Annotated in this window: 12 protein-coding genes; 10 read left to right on the plus strand and 2 right to left on the minus strand. The window is 27.8% G+C overall.

The window, feature by feature from the left end; genetic code table 11:
- Positions 1 to 108 precede the first annotated feature (108 nt).
- Together ppdK and U8307_RS12885 are read right to left on the minus strand one after the other, a co-directional pair.
- A complete protein-coding gene (gene ppdK, locus U8307_RS12880; RefSeq protein WP_326908501.1) occupies positions 109 to 2,736 on the minus strand; it encodes a pyruvate, phosphate dikinase in 2,628 nt (875 codons plus the stop codon).
- Between the two features lie 13 nt (positions 2,737 to 2,749).
- The gene (locus U8307_RS12885; RefSeq protein ID WP_326911614.1) at positions 2,750 to 3,565 is read right to left on the minus strand and encodes a pyruvate, water dikinase regulatory protein; all 816 of its coding nucleotides are present in this window, start codon (positions 3,563 to 3,565) and stop codon (positions 2,750 to 2,752) included.
- 208 nt (positions 3,566 to 3,773) lie between these two features.
- On the opposite strand from U8307_RS12885, the gene dxs reads away from it, so the two are divergent.
- The 10 genes from dxs to U8307_RS12935 all read left to right on the plus strand — a co-directional run bounded on the left by dxs (position 3,774) and on the right by U8307_RS12935 (position 19,349).
- Positions 3,774 to 5,645 (plus strand): 1-deoxy-D-xylulose-5-phosphate synthase, encoded by a 1,872-nt coding sequence (dxs, locus tag U8307_RS12890; protein ID WP_326908503.1) that lies wholly within the window; start codon positions 3,774 to 3,776, stop codon positions 5,643 to 5,645.
- A gap of 309 nt (positions 5,646 to 5,954) precedes the next feature.
- On the plus strand, positions 5,955 to 7,034 hold the full coding sequence (gene zapA, locus U8307_RS12895) for a cell division protein ZapA (protein WP_326908505.1): 1,080 nt from the start codon (positions 5,955 to 5,957) through the stop codon (positions 7,032 to 7,034).
- A gap of 63 nt (positions 7,035 to 7,097) precedes the next feature.
- Positions 7,098 to 9,287 (plus strand): U32 family peptidase, encoded by a 2,190-nt coding sequence (locus U8307_RS12900; RefSeq protein WP_326908507.1) that lies wholly within the window; start codon positions 7,098 to 7,100, stop codon positions 9,285 to 9,287.
- 82 nt (positions 9,288 to 9,369) lie between these two features.
- Complete coding sequence (locus tag U8307_RS12905) at positions 9,370 to 11,748, plus strand: endonuclease MutS2 (protein ID WP_326908509.1); 2,379 nt, start codon at positions 9,370 to 9,372, stop codon at positions 11,746 to 11,748.
- Positions 11,749 to 11,779: 31 nt separating this feature from the next.
- Positions 11,780 to 12,859, plus strand: a complete 1,080-nt coding sequence (locus U8307_RS12910) for a GNAT family N-acetyltransferase (protein ID WP_326908511.1) — start codon at positions 11,780 to 11,782, stop codon at positions 12,857 to 12,859.
- Between the two features lie 116 nt (positions 12,860 to 12,975).
- Positions 12,976 to 14,682, plus strand: coding sequence for an arginine--tRNA ligase (argS, locus tag U8307_RS12915; protein ID WP_326908513.1), 1,707 nt, complete (start codon positions 12,976 to 12,978; stop codon positions 14,680 to 14,682).
- 195 nt (positions 14,683 to 14,877) lie between these two features.
- Positions 14,878 to 15,540 (plus strand): lytic transglycosylase domain-containing protein, encoded by a 663-nt coding sequence (locus tag U8307_RS12920; protein WP_326908515.1) that lies wholly within the window; start codon positions 14,878 to 14,880, stop codon positions 15,538 to 15,540.
- A 125-nt stretch (positions 15,541 to 15,665) separates the two neighbouring features.
- On the plus strand, positions 15,666 to 16,499 hold the full coding sequence (locus tag U8307_RS12925) for a hypothetical protein (protein ID WP_326908517.1): 834 nt from the start codon (positions 15,666 to 15,668) through the stop codon (positions 16,497 to 16,499).
- Positions 16,496 to 18,217 carry a B12-binding domain-containing radical SAM protein gene (locus U8307_RS12930; protein ID WP_326908519.1) on the plus strand — a complete coding sequence of 574 codons (1,722 nt, stop codon included), beginning with the start codon at positions 16,496 to 16,498 and terminating at the stop codon, positions 18,215 to 18,217. Before U8307_RS12925 ends, U8307_RS12930 begins: the two co-directional genes overlap by 4 nt.
- Positions 18,210 to 19,349 carry a tetratricopeptide repeat protein gene (locus tag U8307_RS12935; RefSeq protein ID WP_326908520.1) on the plus strand — a complete coding sequence of 380 codons (1,140 nt, stop codon included), beginning with the start codon at positions 18,210 to 18,212 and terminating at the stop codon, positions 19,347 to 19,349. The genes U8307_RS12930 and U8307_RS12935 overlap by 8 nt, the downstream gene beginning before the upstream one ends.
- Position 19,350 lies beyond the last annotated feature (1 nt).

Below are 19,350 nucleotides of genomic sequence, written 5' to 3' on the forward strand. Positions count from 1 at the left end.
TTTAATTGATTTCTTCTTGTTATCATGTACAAGTGAGTTTTGTGAATCAATGATAAAAAGGGTATTATTATCTTAAATTACTAAGAAATAATACCCTTTTATTTTATACTAAATTTTATTGTTTAAAGCTGCCTGAGCTGCAGCTAATCTTGCAACTGGAACCCTAAATGGTGAACATGATACATAGTCTAAACCTGTTTTATGGAAAAATTCAATTGATGCAGGATCTCCTCCATGTTCTCCACATACTCCCATATGGAGATGAGATTTAGCTTTTTTTCCAAGTGTAACTGCCATATCTACCAATTTACCTACACCTGCTTGATCGATGCTTTGGAATGGATCTTGTTCAAGGATACCAACTTCTCTATAAGCTGATATAAATTTACCAGCATCATCTCTTGAGTATCCAAAAGTCATTTGTGTTAAGTCGTTAGTACCAAAGGAGTAAAAATCTGCTACTTCTGCTATTTCATCTGCTGTTACACAAGCTCTAGGAATTTCTATCATTGTACCAATTAGATATTCAAGTTTAGAATTTTTTTCTTCTTTTACTTTTTCTGCAGTTTCCATTATTAACTTTCTAAGTATATTAAGCTCTTCTTTCTTTCCTACTAGAGGAACCATTATTTCTGGAACTATAGTTATGTTTTCTTCTTTAGATACTTCTATAGCTGCTTCTATAATTGCTCTGGCTTGCATTCTAGCGATTTCTGGATAAGTAATAGCTAGACGACAACCTCTATGTCCAAGCATTGGATTGAACTCATGTAAACTATGGATTAAATCCTTTAGTTTTGATATTGGTATATTCATATCTTTAGAAAGTTCTGCTATGTCTTCTTCATTAGTTGGAATAAATTCATGTAATGGTGGATCTAAAAGTCTTATAGTAACAGGTCTTGGTCCCATAATTTTAAATATTTCCTTAAAATCATTTTTCTGCATTGGCAATATTTCTTCTAAGGCTTTTTCTCTTTGTACTATACTATCTGATACAATCATTTTTCTAACAGAGAAGATACGACTTTCCTTGAAAAACATATGCTCTGTTCTACATAGACCGATGCCTTCAGCTCCAAATTTAACAGCTGTTTCTGAGTCTTTAGGAGTATCAGCATTTGTTCTGATTCCAAGTTTTCTGAATTCATCTGCCCATTTCATCAATTTGCCAAAATTGCCTGATAGGCTTGGCTCAACTGTGTTTATACTTCCTTTGTATATATTTCCGGTACTTCCGTCAAGAGAAATATAATCTCCTTCTTTTAATATATCATCTCCCACGGACATTATTTTTTTAACTTCATCTACGTAAATTGTTTCACAACCAGCTACACAACATTTACCCATGCCTCTAGCAACAACAGCTGCATGGGAAGTCATTCCACCTCTTGAGGTTAATATGCCTCGAGCCTTATTCATACCTTCGATATCTTCAGGCGAAGTTTCTTTTCTAACAAGAATAGTTGCTTCTCCCTTTTCAGAAGCAGCTACGGCATCTTCTGCTGTAAAAAATATTTTTCCAGTTGCAGCTCCTGGAGATGCTGGTAGACCATTTGCTATTGGAGCAGATTTTTTAATTTCAATAGGATCAAATCGTGGGTGTAAAAGTTGATCAAGAGATTTAGGATCCACTCTCATAACAGCTTCTTCTTTAGATATAAGTCCTTCTTCAACCATTTCAACTGCAACTCTTAATGATGATTCTGCAGTTCTTTTCCCTGTTCTAGTTTGTAATAAATAAAGTTTTCCCTGTTCTATAGTAAATTCTATATCTTGCATATCTCTATAGTGCTGTTCTAAATTATTAGCTGATTCGATGAATTGATCATATATTTCGGGCATTACATCATTCAATTTATCAATCGTTAATGGAGTTCTTATACCAGCTACAACATCTTCACCTTGAGCATTAATTAAGAACTCGCCAAATACCCTATTTTCGCCTGTTGACGGGTTACGAGTAAAGGCAACACCTGTCCCAGAAGTGTCTCCCATGTTTCCAAATACCATAGATTGAACATTAACAGCTGTTCCAATGTCATGAGAAATATCATAAAGATTTCTGTAAGTAATAGCACGAGCATTGTTCCAAGATCTGAAAACTGCTTCTACAGCCATTAAAAGTTGTTTCTCTGGCTCTAGAGGGAAGTCTGATTTAGTTTCTAATTTATAAATATTCTTGAATTCTTCTACTAAAATTTTCAAATCATCAGTAGTTAATTCTGTATCATATTTATAACCATTTTTTTCTTTTAAGTCATCAAGAGCATAATCAAATTTATACTTAGGTATACCCAAAACAACATCACTGAACATTTGAATAAACCTTCTATAACTATCATAGGCGAAACGGCTGTTACCTGTTTTTTTAGTTATTCCTTCTACAGTATTATCATTCAGCCCTAAATTTAAAATAGTATCCATCATTCCTGGCATTGATATAGCAGCCCCTGAACGAACTGAAACTAATAAAGGATTTTCCACATCACCAAATTTTTTTTCAGTTTGTTTTTCTAACATTTTCAAATTATCCTTAATTTGGCTAATTATTTCATCTGTTAATTTTTTTCCTTGTTTATAAAATTCAGTACAAGCTTCTGTTGTAACTGTTAACCCTGGAGGTACCGGTAGCCCAATATTAGTCATTTCAGATAAATTAGCACCTTTTCCTCCTAATAGATTTTTTTGCGAAGCACTTCCTTCTTTAAATAAGTAAACCCATTTTTTGTTCATTTTTGTCCTCCTATTATTTATGTATGTTTTTTGATATAATTGATGTAATTATGCTTGCAGTTTCTTCGATAGCTTTAGTTGAAACATTTATCACTGGGCATCGAAGTTTTGCAAAAATCTCATGTGCGAAATCTAATTCAGTTAATATTCTATCCATATTTGCGTATGTAGAATAAGATTTTAATCCTAACTCCTTTAATCTTTCAAGGCGGATAGTGTTAAGAGTTTGGGGGTCATTAGTAAGTCCAATAATTTTTTTTGATGAAATTTCAAATAGTTCTTTTGGAGCCTCAACTTCTGGTACTAATGGGATATTAGCTACCTTATAATTCCTATAAGCAAGATACATGCTTAGAGGTGTTTTTGAAGTTCTAGAAATCCCCAATAATACAATATCTGCTTTTAATATGCCCCTAGGATCTTTTCCATCATCATATTTAACGGCAAATTCAACTGCTTGAACTTTTTCAAAATATTCATCGTCCATTTTTCTATTAAGACCAATTTCTCTTTTAGGTTCTAGCCCGGATAATTGCGATAATTCTTTAATTATTGGACCTAGAGCATCTATAGCAGGAATATTTTTTTTTGCTGCTTCATTAGCCAAATATTCACGGCTTTCTGATTTTACTAGGGTATAGATAATTAAGTTTTTGTGTTCAGATGCATTTTTTATTATATTGTCAATTTGATAATTTTCTGAAATAAATGGATATCTGTGGATTTCACCTATTAATTGAGGTTTGAATTGAATACTTGCTGCTTTTGCAAGAAGCTCAGCAGTTTCTCCAATTGAATCCGACAATACATGGATATGTATTTTTTCAATCAATATAATCACTCCTAATTTTTAAATAGTGTAACACAATTAATAATATTGCTTATATATTATAATATATTTAAGGAGATGTACAGAAATATTTTTTAAATTTTCAAAAAATATAAAAGTAATTAATTTTGACATATGTATTTAAACAATATATAATTGTAAATACAAAATTTAGTTATATATAATAGCATATAGTATGAGAGGGATAATGGAATATTTAGAGAAAATAAAATCACCAAATGATTTAAGAAGATTAAATACAAATGAATTGAATATATTATGTAAAGAAATAAGAAGTTTTTTAATAGAGAGTGTTTCGAAAACAGGAGGACATATTGCATCTAATTTAGGAGTAGTGGAGCTGACGGTGGCATTACATTATGGATTCAATACTCCAAATGATAAAATTATTTGGGATGTTGGACATCAATCTTATATACATAAAATTTTAACTGGAAGAAAAAGTAAAATGAAAACTTTAAGACAATTAAATGGTTTAAGTGGTTTTCCAAAAAGATCTGAGAGCATATATGATGTTTTTGATACTGGCCATAGTAGTACTTCAATTTCAGCAGCTATCGGTATTGCTAGAGCGAGGGATTTAAAAAAAGAATCGTACGAAGTAGTTTCAGTTATAGGTGATGGAGCATTAACAGGAGGAATGGCTTTTGAAGCATTAAATGATATTGGTAGAAGTAATACGAAGTTAATTGTAGTACTAAATGATAATGAGATGTCAATTTCTCCTAATGTAGGTGGAGTATCTCATTATTTAAGTAAATTAAGAACAGAGCCAAAGTATTTATCAACTAAAAGAGATGTTGAAAAGTTACTAGATAGTATGCCGATTGGTGGAAAAGGATTGAAGAAATTGTTAAAGAGAGCAAAAGATGGAATTAAACAAATGGTAATCACTGGAATGCTCTTTGAAGAAATTGGGTTAACATATATGGGTCCAATTGATGGTCATAATATGAATGAACTATTAGAAACATTTAATACTTCTAAAAATATTGATGGACCATTATTAATACATGTAATTACAAAAAAAGGTAAAGGATATAAATTTGCTGAATATAATCCAGATAAGTATCATAGTGTTTCACCTTTTGATATAAGTACAGGACAAAGTTTAAATAAATCATCACTCCCAACATATTCAGATGTATTTGGTAGAAAACTTTGCGAAATAGCTGAAAAAAATGATAGCACAATTGCAATAACAGCGGCTATGACTGATGGAACTGGGTTAACTGAGTTTTCAAAGAAATTCCCGAATAGAATTTTTGATGTAGGTATTGCAGAACAACATGCAATAACAATGGCTGCTGGTTTAGCTGCAAATGGAATGATTCCAGTTGTAGCATTGTATTCATCTTTTTTACAAAGAGCTTTCGATCAAGTGATACATGATGTTGCATTGCAAAATTTACATGTTGTAATTGCTATAGACAGAGCGGGACTAGTAGGAAATGATGGAGAAACTCATCAGGGTATTTTTGACACGGCGTTTTTATACCAAATACCTAATATGATAGTTATGACTCCTGCTGATAATACTGAACTTGAAAATATGCTGGAGTTTGCAATTAATAATTACAATGGGCCAATAGCATTACGATATCCTAGAGGATATAGTAAAATCAATATAAAAGGTAGTGAAACTAAAATAGAATTAGGCAAAGGTGTAATAGTTGAGGAAGGTAGTGATATTTCAATTATTACATGTGGCAAGATGGTTAATACAGCTGTAGAAGTCAGTAAAATATTAAAGGAAAAAGGGATAAAACCAGAGATAATCAATTTAAGATTTATTAAACCATTAGACACAAATTTAATATTAACTTCAGTAAGTAAAACTAATTTAGCTGTTATAATTGATGAAGCACCATTTAGCGGGTCTATTTCAATGTATATTAAACCTTTATTGTCAAATCCAGAAGAAGTTATAATAAAAACTTTACCTGATGAATTTATAAAACAAGGTTCAATTGATGAGTTGCTAAAACAAAATATGCTTGATGCTGAAAGTATAGCTAAAGATATAATAGATTTTTTAAGTAAGAAACCTTTACTATAAAAGTATAAGGAGAAGTATGTATAATTTTGATGAAGTTATAGACATAAAAAAAATAGTTTTTAAAAAAGTTCTGTTCAAATATAGCAGGATTTTTTTATTAAGAAGTTTAGATACAATTTGATAAATTTTTATAAAAAATTAAAAATATGTATTAAAATATGTTATTTACTATTGATATTTTAAGGATTCTATTTTAATATAAATATATATAAATAATAACTTAATAATAATTTATTATATTATGGTTAATTATATTTCAAATTGTTTAATATTGTGCAATAAAATCAAAATAAAAAGGGGATTTGATTTATGAATAAAGTAGATATAACTATTAATGATAAAAAATATGGTGTAACAACAGATGAAAGTCCCGAATATGTTAAAAAAATTGAAACAATTCTAAATGAGCAAATAAGTTTAATAACTAATTCTAAAAAAAAATTCAATGAAATAGATAAATTAATTTTATCTTCATTTGTTATTATTGATAAATATGTGAAATTAACTGATGAAGTTACTGAATACAAAAATGAGACATATAAGGAAATACAAAGTTTAAATGAAGATAAGAATAAGGCTGTTTTAGAAAAGAAAGAAATTCAAGAGAAATTAAATGAAATAAATTCAGAAAAAGAAAGATATAGAGAAAAACTTTTAGTTAGAGATAATGATAGAGACTATCTTAACACTCAAATAGTTAAGCTTCAAGAAAAAATTGACGAACAAGACCAGCAGCTTTTAAAAAGTGAAATATTAATTAATGAATTAAAAAATAAAAATGAAGAACTTGATGAAATATGTGATAATCTTACTAAAGAAAGAGAAAATTTCACAAAAGAAATAAGTTTTATGAATAATACAAAAAGCAGCTTAAATGGTAGAATTTCTAAATTGCAGCTAAAACTTAATGAAAGAGAAGAACATGTAGGACAGTTAGAAAAGACAATTAAAGAACTAAAGAAAGTTAGTGAAGATAAACAACAGCAATTAGATAATTACAATGAAGAACAACATAGAATCAACTTACTAATAGAATCTAAACAAAAAGATATTGAATCATTAAACAATAAAATAAATTCGATGCAAATTAAATTGAATGAGAAAGATGAAATATTAATAGGAAAGGATAAATTGATAAAAGATCTAAAAGATAGTAATGAAGAGATTAAGAATAAATATGAAAATATCAATGAAGAAAAAGAAAAATATCTTGAAGAACTTTTAATGATGAACAGTGATAAAGAAAGTATGATTAATAATTTAAATGAATTACAAGATAAGTTAAATAGAAGGGAAACTGAAAATTTTCAAAATCAATTGGAAATAAACAAACTAAAGAAAGAAAATAATGAATTATTGGAGATTCTTGATAGAGAAACTTCTGTTTAATTGTACACATCTAATAAATTGAACGCTTATTGCGTTCTTTTTTAAAAGAAAATAGGAGAAAATATGGAAAGAAAAGTAGAACTTTTAGCTCCTGCAGGCAGTATTGAATCTTTTTATGCAGCAGTAAACAGTGGAGCAGATTCTGTATATCTTGGCGGTAAAAATTTTAATGCTAGATATAATTCACAAAATTTTAATGATGAAGAAATGAAACATATTATACAATATGCACACAATAAAAATGTAAAAGTGTATGTTACCTTAAATATTATTTTAAAAGATTCAGAAATAGCAAAGGTATTAAATTATGCTGTATACTTGTATGAAAATGATGTAGATGCAGTTATTGTACAAGATTTAGGTTTGTTATATTTAATTAATAAACATATTCCTCATTTACCTGTTAATATTAGCACTCAATCTGTAGTATATGATGAATTTGGTGTTAAATTTTTCGAAAAATATAATGTAGATAAAGTTATAATGGCAAGAGAACTGTCTCTTAAACAACTTAAGGAAATTGCAAAAAATACTGATGCTAGTTTAGAAGTGTTCATACATGGAGCTTTATGTGCGTGTTATTCAGGTCAATGCTATATGAGTAGTTTTTTAGGAGGTAGAAGCGGCAATAGAGGTAAATGTGCACAGCCTTGTAGATTAAACTATAGCTTTTACGATAAGGAAAATAAAACTATTGAATCAGATTATGAAGCAATTCCTGTTTTGAGTATGAAAGATTTTATTGGAGGAGAAACTGTAGTTGAATTAATAGAAGCAGGTATCACTACATTTAAAATAGAAGGAAGAATGAAAGGACCTGAGTATACATCTTCAGTTGTTGAATACTATAGAAAAATAATTGACAACTGTATTTCAGGAGATAAAATTAAAAAAGATGAAGTTATTGAATTAGAAAAAAGAGCAATATCTACATTTAGTAGAGGATATACTAATGGGTATCTGATGCCTAGTATAAAAGATGATATGTTTGCTAGAACCAGTTCTGGCATTAAAGGTGATAATATAGATATAATAGTTGATGAAGTTAAGGACAAAACTAAGGAGTTTTCTTTTTATAGAAGAAGAAAAATAGATTTTAAAATAAATCTTAAAATTGGCGAAAGAGCTATATTAACTGCATATGACGACAGTAATACTGTAACAGTATATAGTGAAGATGTTTGTGAATTAAGCTTAAAAAACCCAGCGACAGATATACTTATTAGGGAACAACTTGGCAAGCTGGGAAATACTATTTATAATCTAGGAAATATAGAGATAGTTAAGGATGACAATGTATTTATAAAGAAAAGTACGTTGAATCATATGAGACGAGAATCAACAGAAGAACTTTATAGTAAAAAGGCAGTTGTTTATAATAGGCAATTAATGGGCGAAATATCTAATGAAGATATATTTGATTTTAATAAAAATATTAGAAAGAAAAAACCAACTATAAGTTTAAAAATAAATAGTAATGAAGAATTTCATATAATTGATAAAATTAAAATGAAAAGAGTATATTTTCCTTATGATTTAGACTTAGATGCTATTAAAAAGCTTGATGGTATTGAAAAATATTTATGGATTCCTAACATAGTCTCAAAAAATCAATATAATATTTTTAAAGAAAAAATAAATTATTATGAAGAAATATTTGATGGTGTTTGTGTTAATAACATAGGAAGTTTATATTTTTTTAAAGAATATAGTAATCTAAAAATACACTGTGGTTCATTTTTCAATATAATTAACTCTTTTTCGGCACAACTTATAAAAGAAATTGGGATTGAGAGTTTTTCATATTCCTTTGAAGCTAATATTAAAGATATTGGTAGTATTAAGAATAACATAGATATAGAATCAGAGATAGTAGTCTATGCTTATGTTCAATTAATGGTTATGAAAAATTGTCCAATGTCAATTGTGAGGAATTGTAAAAATTCAGAAGATTGTAATACATGTAATTATAACACTAAATATGCTTTAAAGGATAGAAAAGGTGTTTATTTTAATATTGAAAGGAAAAATCGCTTAACCAATATATATAACAGTGTACCTCTTACATTAATTGATAAAACTTATGATTTTGTTAGAATGGGAATAAAGTATTTTTATGTTGATACAAAATGGGAGGACAATATCGAAGACATAATTGATGCTTTATATTGTGAAATAAATGGTATACAAACAGAAAAAGTTTTAAATGAAAATAAATTTACTCGAGGTCATTATTTAAAGAATATATTGTAACATAGATGAACGTGTATTTACGTAGCTATGGCATCTTGTTCAGAAAGAAAGTTCAAGATGATTATTGAGAGGAAGAAGTTATATGAGAGAAAAGTCAAAAGAAGTATTAGAATTTAATAAAATTATTGATAGAGTTGCAGAACTTGCAGAGACAAACCTAGGGAAAGATGAAGTGCGTAAACTTGATATTACCTTTGATTTAGAAGATGCAAAATATAAACAAAATCAAACATATCAAGCTTTTTCAATAATTGTAGAAAAAGGGGAACCTCCTTTTGGGGGAATTTCTGATATTGGGGAGTACGTTAAAAGAGGTGCAATAGGAGGCATTATATCTATGAAGGGCCTTATTGGATGTGCAGATACACTTAGGGCAGCAAGATTATTAAAGAACTATGTACTTCTAAATAATGACGAAAAAAACAATTATGATATATTAGATAATCTTTGCCAAAATATATATACTGATAAGAGTATAGAGGATAGAATATATGAAGTGATTATAAGTGATGATGAAATCTCTGATGATGCAAGTTCTGAGCTTAAAAGAGTTAGAAGAGAAATTAAAATTAAAAATTCAGCAATAAAAAATAAAATAAACACAATAGTAAGTTCTCAGAGTATGCAAAAATATCTTCAAGAAGGTATTGTTACAATGCGTAATGATAGATATGTAATACCTGTTCGTAAAGAATACAGATCTATGGTAAAGGGTATTATTCATGACCAGTCTTCTACAGGATCTACATTGTTTATTGAGCCTTTAGCTGTAGTAGAAATGACTAATGATATTTCAAATTTAAAGATAGAAGAAAAAAAAGAAATAGAACGTATTTTACTAGAATTAAGTGGTATTGTAGGTAGTATAGAAGATGAAATGATTAATAATCAGGGAATTTTAACAGAACTAGACTGTATTTTTGCTAAAGGGAAATATGCTATAAGTATAAATGGAATTGAGCCTAAAATTAATAATAGAGGATTCATTCGAATTAAAAAAGGCAGACATCCATTAATAGACCCAAATGTAGTAGTACCTATTGATATTTGGATTGGAAAAGATTTTACGACGCTTATAATTACAGGACCTAATACAGGAGGAAAAACTGTTTCTTTAAAGACTTTAGGATTATTTTCTCTTATGGGAATGGCTGGACTTCATTTACCTGCTGAATATGGTACTGAAATTTCATTATTTAGTTCAATATATGCGGATATAGGTGATGAGCAAAGTATTGAGCAAAGTTTGAGTACATTTTCATCACATATGACTAATATCGTTAAGATTATGAATGAAGTAGATGATAATTCCTTAGTACTTTTTGACGAACTTGGAGCAGGTACAGATCCTACTGAAGGTGCAGCTTTAGCAATTTCAATACTTGATACGTTACATGATAGAAAAATAATTACAGCAGCTACTACACATTACAGTGAGTTAAAGCTTTATGCTTTGACAACAGACGGTGTTAACAATGGTAGTGTTGAGTTTAATATTGAAACACTAAGTCCAACATACAAGCTATTAATTGGAGTACCAGGGAAATCAAATGCTTTTGAAATTTCTAAGAAACTTGGATTGAATGATTCAATAATATTAAAGGCAAAAAAGACAATAGAAAAAGATAAAGTAGAATTTGAAGATGCATTGAAGGAAATTGAGGAAAATAGAAAATATATAGAAAACAAAAAAGCTGAAATAAATAGATTAGATGCGGAAAGTCAGAAAAAGCACAGTGATTATATTGCTAAGGAAAGAAAAGCACTAGAAAAGAGCGAAAAACTTATAAATGAAGCAAATTATGAAGCAAGAAAAATTGTTGAGCAAACTAAAAAAGAAACATTAGCAATAATTAAAGAATTAAAAAAACTAAATATAGAAATGGATAGGGATAAAAACAGGAGAGTAAATGAAATAAGACAAAATATTAATGACAAAAGTAAGGAGTTAGAGGAAAATCCATATTCTGAACAAATATATAATGAAGAAGCATATGATGTGACTACACCTTTGAAAAAGGGTGATGCAGTTTTAGTTAGAAACTTAAATCAAAAGGGTCATATTTTATCTGATGTAGATGATTCTAAAGCAGTAATGGTACAGGTAGGATTAATCAAAACAAAAGTTAAAAAAACAGATTTAATTAAAATTAAATCTGATGAAGAAGAACAGGAAAAAGCTAATACTTCGAGAATGATAAAATTAAAAACTTCATCCATAAACCCTGTTGTTGATGTGAGAGGATTCAACCTTGAAGAAGCTTTAATGGAAATTGATAAATATTTAGATGATGCATTTATGGCAAATTTAAATGAGATTCAAATAATTCACGGAAAAGGTATGGGTATTTTAAGAGAAGGAATAACTAAATTTCTAAAAAAACACAAGCATGTTAAAAATTCTCGCTTAGGAAATTTCAATGAGGGTGGTGATGGTGTTACAATTGTAACATTTAGATAATAAAGGTAACAAAAGATAAGTAGGAGGTAGTATGGAAAGAGAAATAGTTAGATTAGATATGAATAGAGATTTTGAAGCCTTTGAAGAGTTATCAGTAATTTCCTTTGGAGAAGGTACTAACAGTAAACGAAAAATGTACGAATGGCTTTTTGATAAAAATCCATATAACAAATCAGGAAATATGATGTACTTGTTAAAAGAAGGAGGCAAAGTTATAGGATGTGATGGGTTGTTACCAAATGAACTTTATGTAAATGGTAAAACGGTATTAGCTGCACATTCTGTAAAATCAATGACGCACCCTGATTACAAAAAACAAGGAATATTCAGAATGATGACTCAAAATTCTTGCGAAAGAGGAAAACAAGATGGTGTTGACGTTGTAATAGGTTTGGCAAATGATCAGTCCTATCCAGCTTATCAAAAATTTGGATGGCCAACACTTTTTGAAAAGGAAGTGTATGTCAAACCAATTTTGATAAATAATATTTTAAAAAGAAGAATTAAGATAGGATTTTTATCTTCTGTTGGGAATTCTATTTACACAGCATATATGAAAAATAAACTTAAGGTACAAATGGATAAAGAAATAAGCTTTGAAATTTTAAATACTGTTCCTAAAAATATTCAAAAGTGTTGGGATACATATAAAAGTAAATATAACGTATTGTTAGTGAGAGATTATAAATATTTAAATTATAGATATAATGAAAGACCAGACGTAAAATACATAACTATACTTGCTAAAATAAAGAATGAAATAATAGGATTTGCTATACTTCATAATTCTGTAGCTAATGGATCTAAAATGACTTCATGTGTTGAATTCTTTACAGATCCAACTAATGCAAGATATATTAAATCATTGGCAAATGTTATATCTAAATATTGTTATGACAATGGTATTGAATATGTTGTTGTAGGAACGGGATTACATGGTAAATTTAAGAATGTACTGCTTAGTAATGGCTTTATGATAACAAGGAAACCTCCAAAAAACAATATGATGATTGCTAATATATTATCTGATAAATTGACTATGAATGAAATAAATGGTCATGAGAAGTGGCACATAACTCAAGGCGATGGGGAAACAGAACTTGACTTGTAACAGCAATAAGTAATTTGAGTTATCAATGGCTGTATTGACATTGAAAATTGACTGTGATATTATTACTAGAAAATATTACATAAATGACGAGGGAACATAATAATGGAGGAAAAAATATGGACTTTAAAAATAAAGTAGTAGAGATAATCACATCTATAGATAATGAAATGAATGTTGATGAAGCTCTTCAAATAATTGAAATCCCACCTAATTCAGATATGGGTGATTATGCGGTTCCATGCTTTAAATTTGCAAAGAAATTTAGAAAGGCTCCTGCCGCTATTGCTACTGAAGTTGTTGAAAAAATAGGCAATATAGAAGGTTTTGAAAAAATTGAAACTGCAGGACCATATGTTAATTTTTTTGTTGATAAAACGCATTTTGCAGAAAAAGTATTAAAAGAAGCTTTTACTGAAAAGTATGGATACGGAAGTACAAATGTTGGGCAAGGAAGAACGGTTATTGTTGAATTTTCATCGCCTAATATAGCAAAACCCTTTCATATAGGACATATTCGTTCAACATTAATCGGAAATTCTATTAATAATATTTATAAATATATGGGTTATAAAACTTTTGCAATAAATCATTTAGGTGATTATGGAACTCAATTTGGTATGCTTATTTCAGCATATAAAAAATGGGGTACACCAGAAATTGTAGAGGCTATCGAAAAAGATCCTATACCAGAACTTTTAAAATTATATGTAAGATATAATCAAGAAATAGAATCTCATCCTGAATATCAAGAAGAGGCAAGATATTGGTTTAAAGAATTAGAAAATGGAAACGAAGAGGCTCATGAGTTATGGTCTTGGTTTAGAGAGGTGAGTTTAAAGGAATTTAATAGAGTTTATGATATGTTTGGAATAAAATATGATTCATTTGCAGGTGAAAGTTTTTATTCAGATAAAATGCCTTTGGTAATAGATGAACTAGAAGACAAAGGACTTCTAAAAGATTCAGAAGGTGCAAGAATTGTTGAACTTCAAGAATATGGATTAACAGATGCATTAATTCAAAAAAGTGATGGTTCTACATTGTATGTAACAAGAGATATTGCTGCTGCAAAATATAGAAAGGAAACATATGACTTTTATAAAAATATATATGTAGTAGGTGCTCCTCAAAAACTTCATTTTGATCAATGGAGAAAAATAATTGATTTAATGGGTTATGACTGGGCATATGATTGCGTTCATGTCATGTTTGGTACAGTTAGTCTTGAAGGTGGAGCACTTGCAACACGTAAAGGGAGAGTCGTTTTTTTAGAGGATGTATTGAAAAAGGCAATAGAAAAAACAACAGAAATAATCAATGATAGAAATCCAAACCTAGAAAATAAGGAAGAGGTAGCTAAGCAAGTAGGAATAGGTGCTGTGATTTTTCAAGAACTGTTCAATAACAGAATAAAGGATTATGTATTTTCTTGGGATAAAACTTTGAGTTTTGAAGGTGAAACAGGTCCATATGTACAATATACTTATGCAAGAACTTGTAGTTTGCTCAGGAAATCTAATATTGAAATTGATGATAATATAGATTTCTCTATTTTGACTGATAAAAGTGCATTTAATGTTCTAAAAAAACTAGAGGGCTTTAAATCAGCTACTTTAGTGGCTCATGATAAATATGAACCTTTTTATATAACAAGATATATTGTAGGGTTAGCACAAGAATTCAATAGATTTTATCATGACTGTCCAATTATAGTTGATGATGAAAAAGTTAAAAAAGCAAGGCTCTTATTAACACAAATTGTAAATATAGTATTGAAAACAGGTATGGATCTTCTCGGTATGAAGGCACCTGAAAAAATGTAAATAATTGATATTAGTAATAAGGAACGCATTTTATGCGTTCCTTATTTGATGCAATATTAATTTGGTGGTTTATTCTATAAAAATAGTCCAAGCTGCCAGAAATGGACACATTTCATCAAAACATACTTTTTTTCACTGTTGAAATAATTAGAAATAAAATTTATAGTTAATTATCAAACATTAAAGGGTGATGAAATGAAAAGTAAAAAAAACTTGTCAATATTATTTATTATTTGTATTGTATCATATTTTATGATGATTAATATGAGTTTAACTGCTGATGCGGAAGATTTGACTAAGTACTATAGCTCCTCGAAGAAAACAATTGAAAAGAATTTTATTATTTATGAGTTAAGAGATTTATTTATACAAGAAAAAATTTTGATACAATATATAGAAGATCTTACTAAACTTCCATATGATGAAAGCGCATTTATGATTAAAGAATGCAGGTCAAAAAATATGGATCCGTTTATTGTACTAGGTGTTATTAAAAGTGAAAGTGATTTTAATCCTTTTGCTGTGGGACAAGCAGGAGAGAGAGGTTTAGGTCAGCTTATGGGAAATACTGCTAAGCCGGTTGCAGAAAATATAGGATATATCTATAATCCAGAAAATCTATTTGATATTAGATATAATTTAAAAATTACAATAACACAACTTTCTTATTTAAATAACCTGTATAATAAAGATGTACATAAAACTTTAACGGCCTATAATAGAGGGCAAAAGGGATTACAAGAATATATGGATAGCGGTAAGTCTGAATATGAAAATCTAGCGATAAGTGAGTATTCAGCTAAAGTTTTAAAATTTGCAAATGAATATAAAGAAGAGTTTGAAAATTTAAGTAATTAAATGTATAATGGAATCACAGAGTTAATCTGTAGATTCTATTTTTTTATGGATATATTTATTAATAATAAGAGGTGCTTATGCTATCGAAAATATACAACTTACTAAATTATTGCTATGAGGATAGCATGTTATACCAGTTTGCAAGTTTAGAATTTCAATTATTTTTATTATCTACAAAATCATTGATTCCTTATGAGGATAGAATAGGATGTATGTTTGATACTAATCGTTACAAAAAAGAATTAGAAGTGTTTGCTTATTATAAAAATGGTAAGAATGATATTATTGATTGTTATATAAAAAATAAAAGACCAACATTAAAAGAAGATGAATTACTTGAATATAAACTGCTTCCTATAATTATAGCGAATACTAATTGGAATACATTAGAAGATGAAGTTATGAAATTAACTTTGATGTATACATATAATAAACATTCCATTATTAATTCTATAATATTATCATCCGTTATTTTTAATTATATGAATTTAGACAATTTGAATATAGATATCTTAAAAAATGCTTCTAAGGAAAGATTAATAGAATTTTCACTAGTGGAATGTTTGAAGAAGTACAATATTCAAATAGATAAAAAATTAATAATAGAATTTGAACAGGAGCGAATTAACATAATAGGTGGAGAAAATATCATTGAAAGATTATCCAAATTAAAATCTGCAGAACATATATATAATAATAGGAAGGGTATGAAAAAAGTTTACAAAGAGAACGAATTAATATTAAAAAATTTTACTTCATATATATTTAAACTTAGAAAGGGTATTATAAACCCTGAAAAGCTTATTATAAATAATAATAACAATATACGTGATTTAAAAGAACTTCTTAGGAATAATGAATTTAATCATCCTTTCCTAGGCAAATGTAAGATAATTAAAAGAAATGATAAAGAAATAATATTTAGAAATAAATTAGGATTATTAAAGGTGAATATATGAAAACACTACTTGTAACATTAGATTCTAAATTTATACATACAAATCTTGCTGTAAGGTATTTGAAAAATTTTTGTAAGGATAATAATTTTGATATTGAAATTAAAGAATTTACAATAAATCAAAACCAAGAATATATTTTAAGACAAATATTAGATGTTAAAGCAGATATAATTTGTTTTTCATGTTATATTTGGAATATTGAATACATTAAAGAGATAGCTAATATAATAAAGGAAGCAAATGTTAATGTAAAAATATTATTTGGAGGTCCAGAAGTATCTTTTGAGATTGAAAATCTAATGGAAAATGAAATATATATTGATTATGTTATTTATGGTGAAGGTGAAATAACGTTTAATGAATTTTTAAAAGAAATTAGATTAAGTAATCCTAACTTTGACAAGATAAATGGATTAGCATATAGAGATGATGGTCGTATTATTGTTAATAATTGTAGAAATCTTATTTCAAATCTTGACATAGTAAAATATCCTTATGAAGAAGATGAACAATTTGAAAACAAAATAATTTATTATGAATCATCTAGAGGGTGTCCTTTCAACTGTAGTTTTTGTATGTCTTCAATAGATAAAACAATTAGAAATTTCTCTTTAAACAGAGTAAAAAGAGATTTAAAAAAACTCTTAAAAACTAAAGCAAGACAAATTAAATTTGTAGATAGAACTTTTAATACTGATTATAAACGTTCAATAGAAATTATGAAGTTTATTGTAGAGAATAATCATAATAATATGAGGATACATTTTGAAATTACAGCGGATATTATTAATGAAGAATTTTTGCTTTATATTAGTACTTTGCCTGTTAATATGTTTCAATTTGAAATAGGAGTACAGTCCTTAAACGAGGAAACTCTAAGAGAAATTAATAGACATATGAATATAGAAAAACTATATCATGTAATTAACAGTATTAGAATTAACAAAAACATTCACGTTCACCTTGATTTAATAGCGGGGTTGCCATATGAAAATTATGAAACATTTAAGGAGTCTTTTGACGGAATATACAAACTTAATGCTGAAAAAATTCAACTTGGATTTTTAAAAGTACTAAAAGGTACTAAAATTTATATGGATAAAGTATATCATAATATAAAATATAGAAAAAAAGCGCCTTATGAAGTTATATGTACAAAATATATTACTTTAAACGAAATTTTAAAACTTAAAAGTATTGAAGAGCTTGTAGATAAATATTATAATGAAAAATATTTTGAATATTCAATTAATTATATTTTGGAAAACATATATAAAGAATCATCTTTTGAATTTTATGAAGACTTCAGCGAATACTGGCAACAAAATGATTTATATAAAGTATCCCATAGCAGAAAAAGGCTATACAAAATATTATATGAATTCATTAAATATAGAGATAAACTTACTGAAAAGTTTATTTCTGCTCTAAGATATGATTATGTTTTTAATAATCAATATGAGGAATTGCCTAGTTATTTAAATAAGGAATATGAAGAAAGGTATAAATATATAAAGAGATTAATAGCTAATGATGATGAATTTAGAAATCAATTTTTTGAAGATATGAGTAAAGAAGATAAATTAATTAATAGATTCAGAATTGTGGATATAGAAAAAGATGCAACATTATTTATATATAAAAATAAAGAAAATATATTTAACAGGTGTGAAACATTAAAAATAAACAATTGGATTAAGGAGTATGAAAATGAATAAGAGGGATACGTATTTTATAGATTATTTTGAAAAGAAAAAAAATGATATATCTTTTATAACTTTGAAAAAAGGTGCAGTAATTAAATTCAAGGATAAAGAATATATGACTGAAAAGGAATTGCCTGTGCCTATTAGAATTCAAAAATTAGTACAAGATATAAAGCATCAAGATGAAAGAGATGGAATTACTATTAATAATATTATAGATGGAATAATTTATATAATAGGTACAGATAAAAACTTTAAATATATTAAAGAATATGACGAAATGCTAAACAAACTTCAATTTGATATAAAACCATATATAATATTATGTATTAATAAATTCAATGAAAAGCAAAACGATGAGGGAGTTATTTACGGAAAAGCATTGATTAATGTACATGAAGATGAAAAAAGCTGTTTTGTATATGCTTCTGTTTTAGAAAAGAAAGGCTATGAGCAAAATAATAAAAGTGATACAAATAATAGTCAATACTTTTTAGAAGAAGCGTATAAATATTTTGAAAAGTCATTGGATTATAATGATAAATTTTCTTTAGCGTATTATAAGTTAGGTTATTATTGTAAGCTAAAACAACAATACGTAAAAGCTGAGCTTTTTTGGAATAAACATCAAGAAATAGAAGATGATGCAATAAGGATTGATGAAATTAGAAATGAATTGATTCAACTAAAACCTTTTGTTAATTTCGAGAATGGGTACAATTTAGTATTAAATGAAAGGCCAGAGGAAGGACTAGATTTATTACTTCCTTTAGTAAAAGAATTCAGTAGTTGGTGGAATCTTTTGTTTTTTATTGGACTTGCCTATAGAATTTTAGGAGAATTTGAGATAGCTGAAACTTACTTTGAAAATGTATTAAAAATTAATAATGCTCAGAAAGATGCTTTGAATGAATTAGGTATGTGTAAAATCAGTAGAGGAAAATATGTTGAAGCTACAGAGTTATTTACTAGAGTTTTAAATTTAGAACCTGGAAATTGTGAGATATTTTGTAATAGAGCAGCAGCTTATCTTTACAATGGACAAATAAACAAAGCAAAGGAAGATATACTAATTGCATTGAAAATAAATCCAAATGATGAAATAGCATTAAGTATAAAAAAAGAAATAGACAAAATCAGTTAAG

Origin of the sequence: Sedimentibacter sp. MB31-C6, from assembly GCF_035934735.1 — a bacterium.
In the GTDB taxonomy this organism is placed as follows: Bacteria; Bacillota; Clostridia; order Tissierellales; family Sedimentibacteraceae; genus Sedimentibacter.